The following is a 12,382-nucleotide window of genomic DNA, read 5'->3' on the forward strand; positions in this document are numbered from 1 at the left end:
ACGGTGGAACCTGACTGTTCTCAGGTGCCCAGGTACTTGAGCACGGCCAGCACCCGACGGTGGTCGGTGTCGGTCGGCGGCAGATCGAGCTTGGCGAAGATGTTGGTCACGTACTTCTCCACCGCGCTGTGGCCGACCTTCAGCGCCGCCGTGATGCCGTTGTTGGAGCGACCCTCCGCCATCAACCGCAGCACCTCCTGTTCCCGCGGAGTCAGACGCTCCATCGGATCGTCGCGACGCACCAGCAGCTGGGCGACCACCTCCGGATCCAGCGCCGTGCCCCCGGCGGCCACCCTGCGCAGCGCGTCGAGGAAGTCCGACACCTGCGCGACCCGGTCCTTCAACAGGTACCCGACACCACTGGTACCGACCGACAGCAGATCCGTGGCGTACCGCTCCTCCACGTACTGCGACAGCACGCACACCGCGATCTCGGGGTGCAACCGCCGGATGACGAGCGCGGCCCGGATGCCCTCGTCGGTGTGGGTCGGCGGCATCCGCACGTCGACGACCACGACATCGGGCCGGTGTGCGTCGACGGCGGTCAGCAACCGGTCGGCGTCCGGCACCGCGTCGACGACCTCGAAGCCCCCGTCGGTGAGCAGCTTGGTGAGGCCTGCCCGCAGCAGGACGGAGTCTTCGGCTAGCACTACTCGCATGGGACGGACACGGTAACGGTCGTCGGGCCACCGGGTGGGCTCACCACCGTCAGACCACCGTCGACGGCGGCCGCCCGCTGCGCGAGCCCACGCAGACCGGTGCCTGCGCCCTCGGACGACGCCCCGCCCCGACCGTCATCGGTCACGGTGACGACCAGCCGGTCGCCGACCTGCTCCGTCACGACCTCGGCCCGGCTCGCCTCCGCGTGCTTGGCGACGTTCGTCAGCGCCTCCGACACGGCGAAGTAGGCGATCGCCTCGATGCTCGGCGAGCACCGCCGCGGGACGTCCACGCGTAACTTCACCGGCAACGGCGCCCGCGCGACGACGCCGGACAGCGCCGCGTCGAGCCCCCGGTCGTCGAGCACGGCCGGATGCAGCCCGCGCACGAAGTCACGCAGCTCGGCCAGCGCCGCGGTGGCCTCGTCATGGGCCGCAGCGATCACCTCCAATGCCTCCTCCGTTGGTGTGGTCAGCGTCGCGCGGGCCATGCCCAGGTTCATCGCCAGGCAGACGAGGCGCTGCTGGACGCCGTCGTGCAGGTCCCGTTCGATCCGGCGCCGTTCGCTGTCGGCGGCGGAGGTCAGGTCGGCCCGGCTGCGGGCCAACGACTCCACCCGTTCGGCGAGCTCCTCGGCTTGGCCGCGACCGAGCAGGTGCCGGGCCACGGCCGTGTCCGCTCCGGCGACCCCGCGCGCGACCCACGGCGCGGCGAACAGCAGGGCGATGGCCCCGACGAACCGCAGGAGGTACTCGGGACCGGACGGAGTGCCCACGGACAAGGGCAGGAGCACGGGCGCTGACCAGCAGGCCAGGACGACCACCCCGCCAAGACCGCCCAGCAGCGGCGTGAGCAGGTGGTAGGCGAGCTGGCGCCAGGTGGCCCCCGTGGTCCACGGCCGCAGGATCGACCGCCACCCGGAGCCGGGGGCGTGCCCCGGCGCGGCGATCTCGACACCGAGCAGCGCCCGGAACCGCTCCCGCTGGAGTGCGCTGATGAACCGCACCCACGGCGGCACCGCCAGCGGGGCCAACAGCGCGACGACCACGTACAGCGCGGTGAGCAGCCAGTGGCCGTTCGCCCCCTGGACCAGGCTGATCACGGCGGCCCACCACAACACGCCCAGGAGCACGACCACCACACCCGTCGCGGCGCCGAGGAACATCCCCGCCACCGCGTGGAAGGTGGCTTGCCAGGTGCGGTGCGACGACAGCGGTCGCAGCAGGGCGAGCGGGCCGGTGGTCCGCGCGTCCGTCCTGGCATCGGTGCTCGCTGAGGTCATGGGCACAACGTTAGGCATCCCGCCGTCGGCCGACCACCGGGAAAGCCTGCTGTCGAGGGTGGGGAAAACCCCAAGCCCGTGGGGCTGGTAGCCCGGCTTACAGCACCTTCCCGCCCTGGCAGCGTTTATGCCTGCCGGACGACGCGGAGGAGCACAGGCGATGATCGAGACGCGGGGACTGACGAAGCGGTACGGCGGCGCGCTGGCCGTCGACGGGCTGACTTTCACGGTCCGCCCTGGGCTGGTGACCGGTTTCCTCCGCCCGAACGGCGCGGGCAAGTCCACCACGATGCGGATGATCCTCGGGCTCGCCGCGTGGCGACCGCACCACCGGGACGTCTGACCTGGTCACCCCATCACCCAAGGAGAATTCGATGAACCGATCACGACGCGCACTGCTGGGCGCGGTGCTGGCCACGGCTGCGGGACTCGCTGCGGCCCCCGTCGCGGGCGCCGACACGACGCAGGACGCGGGGCTCGGTCCGTACCACCGGCAACACGTCGACTGGAGAGCGTGCCAACGCGGCCCGGACGACGGCGACGGCCGCGCGCTGGACGAAGCCGGTGTGCAATGCGCCGACATCCGGGTGCCGCTGGACTACTCGCACCCCGGCGGGCGCGCCATCACCGTCGCCATCGCTCGCAGCAAGGCCACCGATACAGCCCACTACGCCGGTCCGCTGCTCTTCAACCTCGGTGGCCCAGCCACCCCGGTGCTGTCCACCGTGCCGCTCGCCAGGCAAGGGCTGGGCGTGACCGGCGCCAAGTTCGACGTCATCGGCATGGACGTCCGGTTCTCCGGGCGCAGCTCGCCGATCGACTGCGGCTGGCAGGCAGGCTGGCTGCCGCGGTCCGCGGGTACCGACCGGGAGAGCTTCGACCGGATGGTCGCGCTGTCGAAGGACCTGGCCGACCGGTGCGCCCGGACCAACGCCGACGTGCTGCCCTACGCGTCCACGGCCGACGCCGCGCGTGACATGGACGTCGTCCGGGCCGCGCTCGGCGCGCCCAAGCTGTCGTTCCTCGGCTACTCGCAGGGCAGCTACCTGGGCGCCCAGTACCTCCAGCGGTTCGGCGGGCGAGCCGGGCGGGTCGTGCTCGACAGCGCCATCGACCCGGACCGTCCGGGCGTCACGATCCTGTCGGACCGCACGGCCGCCTCCCGCCGTGCGGCGGCGCTGGGGGAGTGGGCCGCGCTGGCCGCCCAGCACGACGACCTGTTCCACCTGGGCACCACCGCCGAGCAGGTGCTGGCCACGGTGGACCGGGTCTACCGTGCCGCCGCCGACACACCGCTGCGGGTGGGCCCGTACCTGGTGGACGACACCGTCGTCCCCGCACTCGTCCTCGGCCTCCTGGTCGACGACAGCGAGGAGAGCGCGGTCGAACTCGCGGCCACCGTTCAGGTGCTGGCGCAGGCAGCCGACACCGGTGGCGCCGAGCCGACCCAGGCCCTCTCGGACACGTTGGCGGGCCAGTTGACCGGTCGGGAGTCCGCGCAACACAGCGCCGCGACCGCCGTGCAGTGCGGTGACGCACCAGTGTCACGGGACGTCGAGGCGTACTGGCGCGACATCGAGGCGGCGCGCACTGGGAATCCCCTGTTCGGTCCGCTGGGCAACAACATCACCCCCTGCGCGTTCTGGCCGAACCCACCACGGGAACGTCCGGTCCGCGTCCGCAACGGCACACCAGCACTGGTGGTCCAAGCTGCCGGTGAGGTCAACGCCGTCCTGGAGATGGGCCAAGCCATGCACCGGGCACTCAGCGGCTCCCGCATGATCACCCTGGAAGGCGCCCGCGACCACGGCGTCTACCTGTTCCGCGGCTCCGACTGCGTCGACACCGCCGTGAACGCCTACCTCGACACCGGCAACCTACCCACCACCGACCTGACCTGCACCCAGTAACCCCCGCCCCCTCAGGGCCTGACTGGTCATACCTGATGGCGACAGCAGATCACCGAGCAGCTCCAGGCGTGGATCAAGTTAGCGGATCTGGTGCGGGACAGCGCATTCCGCGACTCAGTCCGCAGGGTCTTACCCGCTGCGTTCCCCTCGCCGACGGGCTGGTGGTGACCTCGCCGTCGATGGTCGAGTGGTTCGGGGGTCACCGGCAGGTCGAACTGGAGGTGGGCGCGGGGCGCGTGAAGAGTGGATCGCGGCTGTACTCACTGCTTCGGGAGGTCATCACGAGTCCACATCGGATCACTGATCGCGGGCTGTGCTTGGTTGGTCGCGGTGATGCCCAAGGGGGCGCGGCGGGAATCGGCGGTTGTGAGTGGGTGGGGTGCTGGTCTACCGCCGGCCGACCACGCCGGTGGAGGGGCGGCTGGAGGTGCCCGAACTGGTTCGGCGGGACATGTGGTCGGGGTTGCGCCGGGGCGCGCTGCTCGGCGGTGGCCTGTTCACCGCGGTGATGGCGCTGATCCTGGTATTGGGTGGGTTCGGCACGGTGGTGTCGGGTTCGGACCAGGCTCCGGAGGGGCTGCTGCACACCTCGTTGACCGGTCCGGTGGCGTTGACCGATGGTGGGTTCGGTCCGGAAGCGAGCCTGGTGTCGTTGGTGGTGTGCCTGGTGGCCGCAGTGGTGCTGCTGCGCCGGGTGGTGCGCACCGGTCAGATCCCTCCCCGTCCCTGACACCGGACCGGGAACCCTTGGCACCGAGGCAGACCCTGACACCAGTTCTCACTCCACCGTCCAGAAGCTGGAGGGTGAGGTCGCGCGTGCGTAGGGATAGGCGCGGGGGCGCCCCGCCTATCCGGCCGGGTGGCCCTAGGTGGTTGCGGGTGCGGTGCAGGGGGCGGGGTACCCGGTCTACCTGGCTGGGTGGTCGTGGGTGAGGTGAACAGGGGCGCGGGGTCGTCCGGCCTATCCGGCTGGGTGGTCCTCGGTGGTCGCGAGGGCGGTGAACAGGGGGTCGGTGAATTCGGTGATGCGTGCGTACCTGGGGGCGATCGAGGCGTAGGCGTGGATGCCGTCGGTGGTTGGGGTGGTGAGGTCGGTGGTGCTTGCCATCGCGCGGATGGCTGTGTTCCAGTCGGGGTGGATGCCGCTGCCGACGGCGGCGCAGATGGCGGCGCCTAGGCCTGCGGCGTCGCTCATCCGGGTGCGGCGGACTGGGCGGGCGAAGACGTCGGCGAAGATCTGGGCCATCAGGTCTGAGCGGGAGCCGCCGCCGGACAGGATGATGTCGGTGAAGTTCCGGTCCAGGGCGGTGGCCATGGCGGTGCAGTGCTGGTGCATGGTCAGGGCGATCGCCTCGACGATGGCGCGGTAGACGTGGTGCCTGCCCTGGGTGCCGTCGAAGCCGAGCAGAGCGCCGCGGCGGTGCGGGTGGTCGGTGGGTGCCAACCAGTCCAGGACGGCCATCAGGCCGCCGCTGCCCGGTTCGACGGTCGCCGCGTCCGCCGTCAGTTCGGCGAGGTCGGCTCCGACCAGGTCGCGGAACCAGCTGACCGTCCACATGCCCCGGCGGATCCCGCCGCTCTCGTAGAGGTACCGGTCGGGCACCGAGGCGAAGTTGGTCCAGAAGCGGCCCGAGTCGTCGACGGAGTGGTGGTCACCGGTGGTCATCGCGGCGATGTAGGTGCCCAACGACACGAGCACCTCGTCGTCGCGGCGCAGGCCGCTGCCCAGCGCCTCGACGGCCTTGTCGTTCGACGTGGCGAACACGGGGAGCCCGGTGGGGAGGCCGGTCGTCGCGGCGGCGGCGTCGGTGACGTGCCCCAGCAGGTCGCCGGGGTCGACCAGGTCGAACAGCTGGTCCCGGCGCATGCCCGTCGCGGTGTAGGGCTCGGGATCGGTGGACCAGCGCCACGTCGTGGGATCGATGGGCCACATGCCCTGGTAGTTCCCGGCGGTGTCGCGCCGTCGCCCGGTCAGCCGGTAGGTCGCGTAGCCCGAGGACGTCGTGACGTGCCGGATCGCGGGGTTCGGTTCCTGGGCGCGCGCCAGCCGCTCGTCCATCCAGCTCAACAACGGCTCGTGCAGGCCGCCGTCGTGGTCGAGCAGGGCGCGGCAGAACCGGATCGTGCACAGCCCGACTCCCGCGATCCGCGACACGTCGCCGGTGAACGACCGCATCGCCTCGGCGCAGGTGGCCGCGATCGAGTCCCACAGGTCGTCGTCGGGGTGCACGACCTGCCCCGGTCGGGGATGGGCGTAGGGCCGCAGCGGCCGCTGCGCCGAGGCGTGCACCGCCCCGACCTCGTCGACGATCGACACCTTCGTGCTCTGCGACCCGTTGTCGATCGCGACCAGGTACGCCGTCACGGACCCGCCAGCGGGAAGATCGTGCCCGCGTTCATGATCCCGTTGGGGTCGAAGCCGCGCTTGAGCACCTCCAGCATCGGGTACGCGGTGCCGTGCTCCTCGCGGGTCCACGGGGTGCGGTACTTGCCGATGCCGTGGTGGTGCACCATCGACCCGCCCAGCCGCAGCGCCTCCTCGACGATGATCGCGTTCAACGGGATGTGGTACTCGGTGATCTCCTGCTCCGGCGGGCAGGAGATGTCGTAGTCGTAGACGAAGTAGAGGTTCGTGCCGGTCTGGTAGCTGTGCGAGGAGTGCGCGCCGAGCAGGGTGAGGTCGTCCACCCGCGGGAACGTCGTGCGGATCCGGTGCAGCACCGCCTCGTACAGCGGCGCGGCGTTCGACCAGTCGACCGACACCTCCGTGGTGTAGCCGAGGTGCCGGGTGTCGAGCATGGCCCGCTTCTCGGCGTCGATCTTGTCCTGGCCCCAGTTGAGGTCGGCGAACCAGTCCTCGACCAACTGGGGGTCGACGGCCTCGGCGGAGGCGAACACCTGCTCGATGGCCTCCCCGGTGGCCCGCGCGATGCCCTCAGGCCCTTCGGCGACGAGCACCACGACGTTCTTGCCGCGGGAGAAGTGCGCGAAGTGCTGGCCCGCGTCCTCGGGGGAGTAGGCGCGGCACACCGACGGCCGGTACCCGTCGGTGACCAGGGTGCGCAGCCCGTCCACGGCCGCGCCGAAGTCGTCGAGCAGGAAGCCGTAGTAGCGGTTGTGCTCGGGCTGGTACCGGAACACCTTCACGGTGACCTCGGTGATGACGCAGAGCGCGCCCTCGTTGCCGATCACCACGTGCCGGATGTCCGGACCGGCGGCGCGGCGCGGCACGTTCTTGATCCGGCTCACGGCACCGCCGGGGAACACCGCCTCCAGGCCCACCACCATGTCCTCGATCCCGCCGTACAACGTGGAGAGCTGGCCGATGGACCGCGTGGCGACGAGCCCGCCCATCTGGGCCAGCGGCTTGGACTGCGGCGAGTGGCCGGTGGTCAGACCCTGCTCCCGCAGCGCGTCCTCCAGGCGCTGCAACGGGACCCCGCACTGCGCCGTGGCCATCATGTTCACCGGGTCGACCGCCACGATCTGGTCCATCGTGGACGCGTCGAGCACGATCGTGTCCTCCACGACGGTCTCCAGCCCGCCCTCGGTGGCGGTCCTGCCGGTGCGCGGCACCACGTTGACCCGGTGCCGGTCGGCGAACGCCAGCACCGCCGCCACCTCCCCGGTGCTCGACGGGCGGACCACCGCCGCCGGGATCGGGCCGTCGAAGATGCCGTGCACCGCGGTGTACTTGCGGAAGCGGTCCACGCTCGCCTCGCGCAGCTCCTGCTCGTCGACGCTCACCTTCTCGGGGCCGAGCAGGTCGACGAGCCCGGCGACGATCTCGCCCCGGTCCAGGTCGGACGCGGACGCCGTGGACGGCGTCGGGGCGGGGATGGTGGTCATCGGTGCGGTCTCGCTTTCGTTCGGGGGTGGTTCAGCGGACGAGGTAACCGCCGTCGACGACCAGCACGTGCCCGTTGACGTAGTCGGAGGCGCGGCCCGCGAGGAAGACGACGGCGCCCATGAGGTCGCCCGCCCTGCCCCAGCGCCCGGCCGGGATGTGCTCGACGATGCGGCGGTTGGCCTCGGGGTCGGCGCGCGTCGCCTCGGTGATCCTGGTGTCGAAGTAGCCCGGTGCCACGGCGTTGACCTGGATGTTGTGCTGGGCCAGCTCGTCGCAGTAGGCCTTGGTGAACCCGACGATGCCGTGCTTGGTCGCGGCGTAGGCGGGGGAGGAGCGGCCGCCGAGGAAGGAGAACAGCGACGCGATGTTGATGATCTTCCCGGAGCGCTGCGGGATCATGTACCGGGTCGCCTCGTGCGCGATCTCGAACGCCGCGGTGAGGTTCACCGCGACCATCGGGTCCCACTTGGAGCGGTCGAACGACTCGACGTCGTCGAGCAGGCTGATGCCCGCCGAGTTGACCAGGATGTCCACCGACCCCAGGTGGTCGACGCACATGTCGACCACCTCCGCGCACACACCGGGCCGGGTGATGTCGGCGGTCGTCGAGGCGAACCGGCGCCCCTCGGCCTCCACCAGCCGCTGGGTCTCGCCGTCGTCGGACACCACGCTGGGCACGAACACGTCGGCGCCCGCCTTGGCCAACCCGACCGCGAACGCCTGCCCGAGCCCGGTGTTGCCGCCGGTGACGATGGCGCTGCGGCCCTTGAGGGAGAACAGGTCGAGGCCGAAGTCGTCAAAGTCCATCAGGCTTCCCCCGTCTTGTCGTGCGGCAGCGTCGCGAACGGGTCGGCCACGGCCACATAGCAGGTCTCGAGGTACTCCTCGATGCCCTCGGCGCCGCCCTCCCGCCCGAGCCCGGACTGCTTGACGCCGCCGAACGGCGCCGCGGGGTTGGACACCACGCCGGTGTTGAGCCCGAGCATCCCGGTCTCCAGCTCCTCGGCCAGGCGCAGGCCGCGGTCCAGGTCGCGGGTGTAGGCGAAGCAGACCAGCCCGAACTCGGTGGCGTTGGCCAGCCGCACGGCCTCCTGCTCGGAGCCGAACGCGGTGATCGGCGCGACCGGTCCGAAGACCTCCTCGGCGAGGATCCGGGCGTCCGCCGGGACGTCCACGAGCACGGTCGGCTCGTAGAAGAACCCCTTGCCCTCCAACGCGTTCCCGCCGATCGCGGCGGTGGCTCCCCGGTCGACCGCGTCCGCCACCAGCCCGGACACCTTCGACCGGGTCTTCCCGTCGATCAGCGGGCCGATCCGGGTGGACGCCTCGGTGCCGCGGCCCACCGGGTACTCCCGCATCCGCGCCACCAGCCGCGAGGTGAACTCCTCGACCACGTCCTCGTGCACCAGGAACCGGTTGGCGGCCACGCAGGCCTCGCCGCCGTTGCGCAGCTTGGCCACCAGCGCCCCTTCGACGGCGGCGCTCACGTCGGCGTCGGCGAACACCAGGAACGGGGCGTTGCCACCCAGCTCCATCGACATCCGCAGCACCTGGTCGGCGCAGCCCGCGATGAGCCGCCTGCCGACCGCCGTGGACCCGGTGAAGGACAGCTTGCGCAGCCGGGGATCGGCCAGCAGCGGCTCGGTCAGCGCGGCCGGGTCGCTGGTCGGCACGACGTTGAGCACACCCGGCGGCAGACCGGCCTCGGTGAACACCTCGGCCAGCAGCAGGGCCGTCAACGGGGTCAGCTCGGCGGGTTTGAGCACCATCGTGCAGCCCGCCGCGATGGCGGGCGCCACCTTGCGGGCCGCCATCGCCAGCGGGAAGTTCCACGGCGTCACCAGCAGGCACGGCCCGACCGGCCTCTTGGTCACCAGCAACCGGTTGCGGCCGTCCGGAGCGGTGGTGTACCGGCCGGAGATCCGTGGCGCCTCCTCGGAGAACCAGCGCAGGAACTCCGCGCCGTAGGCCACCTCCGCCCGCGACTCGGCCAGCGGCTTGCCCATCTCCAACGTGATGAGCAGCGCGATCTCCTCGGTGCGGCGGACGACGATGTCGAACGCCCTCCGCAGCACCTCGGCCCGCTCGCGCGGCGGGGTCCGCCCCCACGCCGACTGGGCGGCGTGGGCGGCGGCCAGCGCGCGCAGCCCGTCGGCGGGACCGGCGTCGGCCACGCTCGCGAGCACCTCCTCGGTGGAGGGGTCGAGCACGTCGAACACGCGGTCGTCGCCCGCGGCGCTCCACGCCCCGTCGACGTGCAGTCCGGTGGGCACCCGGTCCAGCAGGTCCCGTTCAGTCGTCACAGCCGCAGCTCCCGTTCGATCAGGTCCTCGTAGAGCCGCATCGGCGTCATCTCGCCCGCGCGGTCCCCGTAGCTGGCGCGGGCCCGCCGGTACACCTGTTCGACCAGCGCCGACAGCTCCGTGGGCACGCCGACCGCGCGGGCCAGGTCGATCGACAGGCCGAGGTCCTTGCACGCCAGCGCGATGGCGAAGCCCTCGTCGTAGTCGCCCTGCTCCAGCACGGACAGCACGTCGCGTTCCACGAACGCGCTGTTGGCCGGACTGGCCACCAGCGAGGACCGCAGCACCCCCAGGTCGACACCCGCCTTGACGCCGACCGCCAGCACCTCGGCGGTGGCCACCAGGTGGGAGAACCACAGCTGGTTGATCAGCAGCTTCACCACGTAGCCCGCGCCGTGCCCGCCGACGTGCAGGATCCGCTCCGGCGAGCCCATCGCCTCGAACACGGGTCTGAGCCGGGTGACGTCGGAGGCCTCGCCGCCGACGAAGATCTGCAGCGTGCCCGCCGCCGCGCCGCTCGACATCCCGCTGACCGGCGCGTCCAGGACGTGGAGTCCGGGGTTGGCGAGCCGGATGCCGTCGGCGACCTCGGGCACCGACGTGGACATGTCGACCCACGTGCCGCCGTCGGCGATCCCCGCCAGGACCCCCGCCGGACCGCCCAGCACGTCGGCGACGTGCCGGGGCGTCGGCAGCATCGTGATCACCAGGTCGCTGCGCGCCGCGGTCTCGGCGGGCGTGTCGGCCCACCGCGCCCCCGCGTCCACCAGGCCGGCCCCCTGTTCGGGGCGGATGTCGTTGACCACCAACGGGTACCCGGCGCGCAGCAGGTTGCGCGTCATGCCCGAACCCATGCTGCCCAGACCGATGAACCCGACGGTCGGTCGCGCGTCGCCTGCCACTAGGTGCTCTCCTTCGCCGGTGTGTAGAACGGGTTGGACGGCTCGTCGCGCGCGGCCAGCACGGCGTGCAACGGCGGCAGGTCGGCCGCGCCGTTGGCCAGCGCGGTCCGGGTGGCCTCGCGGTTGTTGCGGTACACGGCGTCGGCGTCGTCGGCGGCGGGGTTGACCCACACCGCCGCGATCAGCACGTGGGTCGACGCGTGGGCCTCCGGGATCGACCCGGCGGCGACGGCGTCCGCCACCCCCGCGGCGATCCCCGCCTGCGCCGGACCCCAGATCAGCAGCCCGTGCCCGTCGTCGGCGGGAGCCGCCTTGGTCACGAACAACGTCAGCGGCTTGACCGGCAGCGACGGCCGCAGGACCGCCACGAACGGCACGTGCCCGGCACTCGGCGTGGCCAGCGCCGTCGCCCACGCCGTGCCCGCCGGACCGTCCCGGTGGCCCAGCACGGTGTTGACGTGGGCGGCGTTGACGCCCTCGCCGACGAAGCTCTCCCCGATCAGCACCTAGATCAGCCCCTGTTCGGTCAGCCAGTCCTCGGCGACCTTGTCCGGCTCGTCGCCGTCCACGTCCACCTTCGAGTTGAGCTTCTGCATCTCCTCGGTGGTCAGCTTGCCCGCCATGGGGGAGAGGACCTCTGCGATCTTCGGGTGGTCCTTGAGCACCTGCGCCTGGAGGGTGAACCCGCCCTGGTAGATCGGGAAGAACTTCTTGTCGTCCTCCAGCACGGTCAGCCCCAGCGACGCGATCCGGCCGTCGGTGGCGAACACCTCGCCGAAGTTGCAGTCCTTGCCGTCCTTCGTCGCCGTGTAGATCACGCCGGTGTCGAGCAGCTTCACGTCGTCCTTCCCCGCGCCGAAGCCGTAGGTGGACGACACGCCCGGCCAGCCGTCGTCGCGGGTGGAGAACTCGCTCTCGATGCAGAACGTCTTCTGGTCCGCGGGCAGCGCGGCGATCTGGCTCATCTTCGTGACGCCGAGCTCCTTGGCCTTCTCGCTGCGGATCGCGAAGGTGTAGGTGTTGTTGAACGGCGCGGGCGCCACCCACTCGATGCCCTTGGCGGCGTCGGCGGTCTTGACGGCGTCGAGCTGCTCCTTGGCGTCCTTGAGCGGCTGGGTCTGCTTGTTGTAGGTGATCCAGGAGGTGCCGGTGTACTCCCAGTAGCCGACGAACTGCTTGTTCTCCAACGCCTGCCGCACGTTGGCCGAGCCCACGAGCTTGGTGTTGGCCTCCAGCGTCGCGCCGTGGGCGTTGAGCAGCTTGGTGGTGAGGTGGGCGAGGATGTACTGCTCGGCGAAGTCCTTGGAGCCGATCTGGCCGCTGAGGCCCTTGAGCTCCTCGCCCTTGCTCGCGTCGCCCGCCGGGGAGGACGAGCCGGAGCAGGCGGACAGGACGAGGGCGCTCGCGGCTATCGCGCAGAGCAGTGCGGGGGCGTGCTTGGGCATGGCTGTTCCTTGGAGGTGTCGTGGGGTGGG

The 12,382-nt window shown here is 71.3% G+C and carries 11 protein-coding genes and 1 pseudogene; 3 read left to right on the forward strand and 9 right to left on the reverse strand.

The window, feature by feature from the left end:
- Positions 1 to 20: 20 nt before the first annotated feature.
- The gene (locus tag CLV43_RS24585; protein ID WP_106189625.1) at positions 21 to 659 is read right to left on the reverse strand and encodes a response regulator; all 639 of its coding nucleotides are present in this window, start codon (positions 657 to 659) and stop codon (positions 21 to 23) included.
- Positions 650 to 1,942: a sensor histidine kinase gene (locus tag CLV43_RS24590; RefSeq protein WP_211304527.1), complete on the reverse strand. Its 1,293-nt coding sequence runs from the start codon at positions 1,940 to 1,942 to the stop codon at positions 650 to 652. The genes CLV43_RS24585 and CLV43_RS24590 overlap by 10 nt, the downstream gene beginning before the upstream one ends.
- Positions 1,943 to 2,102: 160 nt before the next feature.
- Between CLV43_RS24590 and CLV43_RS24595 the strand changes: the two are divergent.
- From CLV43_RS24595 to CLV43_RS24605, 3 genes and pseudogenes are all read left to right on the forward strand, one after another.
- Positions 2,103 to 2,252: pseudogene (locus CLV43_RS24595) on the forward strand (ATP-binding cassette domain-containing protein); the annotation flags it as partial.
- 64 nt (positions 2,253 to 2,316) lie between these two features.
- Positions 2,317 to 3,852 carry an alpha/beta hydrolase gene (locus CLV43_RS24600; protein WP_106189626.1) on the forward strand — a complete coding sequence of 512 codons (1,536 nt, stop codon included), beginning with the start codon at positions 2,317 to 2,319 and terminating at the stop codon, positions 3,850 to 3,852.
- A gap of 379 nt (positions 3,853 to 4,231) precedes the next feature.
- Positions 4,232 to 4,582 carry a hypothetical protein gene (locus CLV43_RS24605; RefSeq protein ID WP_106189627.1) on the forward strand — a complete coding sequence of 117 codons (351 nt, stop codon included), beginning with the start codon at positions 4,232 to 4,234 and terminating at the stop codon, positions 4,580 to 4,582.
- Positions 4,583 to 4,813: 231 nt separating this feature from the next.
- Here the strand turns inward: CLV43_RS24605 and CLV43_RS24610 are convergent, their stop codons facing one another.
- Genes CLV43_RS24610 through CLV43_RS48565 form a run of 7 tightly spaced genes read right to left on the reverse strand, consistent with a single transcriptional unit; the run spans position 4,814 to position 12,352 of the window.
- Positions 4,814 to 6,217, reverse strand: coding sequence for an FGGY-family carbohydrate kinase (locus CLV43_RS24610; protein WP_106189628.1), 1,404 nt, complete (start codon positions 6,215 to 6,217; stop codon positions 4,814 to 4,816).
- Positions 6,214 to 7,701 carry an FAD-binding oxidoreductase gene (locus CLV43_RS24615; RefSeq protein WP_106189629.1) on the reverse strand — a complete coding sequence of 496 codons (1,488 nt, stop codon included), beginning with the start codon at positions 7,699 to 7,701 and terminating at the stop codon, positions 6,214 to 6,216. Before CLV43_RS24615 ends, CLV43_RS24610 begins: the two co-directional genes overlap by 4 nt.
- Positions 7,702 to 7,732: 31 nt before the next feature.
- On the reverse strand, positions 7,733 to 8,509 hold the full coding sequence (locus tag CLV43_RS24620) for an SDR family oxidoreductase (RefSeq protein ID WP_106189630.1): 777 nt from the start codon (positions 8,507 to 8,509) through the stop codon (positions 7,733 to 7,735).
- Positions 8,509 to 10,005 (reverse strand): NAD-dependent succinate-semialdehyde dehydrogenase, encoded by a 1,497-nt coding sequence (locus tag CLV43_RS24625; protein WP_106189631.1) that lies wholly within the window; start codon positions 10,003 to 10,005, stop codon positions 8,509 to 8,511. Before CLV43_RS24625 ends, CLV43_RS24620 begins: the two co-directional genes overlap by 1 nt.
- Positions 10,002 to 10,907 carry an NAD(P)-dependent oxidoreductase gene (locus CLV43_RS24630; protein ID WP_245886918.1) on the reverse strand — a complete coding sequence of 302 codons (906 nt, stop codon included), beginning with the start codon at positions 10,905 to 10,907 and terminating at the stop codon, positions 10,002 to 10,004. Before CLV43_RS24630 ends, CLV43_RS24625 begins: the two co-directional genes overlap by 4 nt.
- On the reverse strand, positions 10,907 to 11,413 hold the full coding sequence (gene fae, locus CLV43_RS48560; RefSeq protein ID WP_211304528.1) for a formaldehyde-activating enzyme: 507 nt from the start codon (positions 11,411 to 11,413) through the stop codon (positions 10,907 to 10,909). Before fae ends, CLV43_RS24630 begins: the two co-directional genes overlap by 1 nt.
- Complete coding sequence (locus CLV43_RS48565; RefSeq protein ID WP_211304529.1) at positions 11,414 to 12,352, reverse strand: glycine betaine ABC transporter substrate-binding protein; 939 nt, start codon at positions 12,350 to 12,352, stop codon at positions 11,414 to 11,416.
- Between the last annotated feature and the right edge of the window lie 30 nt (positions 12,353 to 12,382).

It is taken from the genome of Umezawaea tangerina, assembly GCF_003002815.1.
Lineage (GTDB): Bacteria > Actinomycetota > Actinomycetes > Mycobacteriales > Pseudonocardiaceae > Umezawaea > Umezawaea tangerina.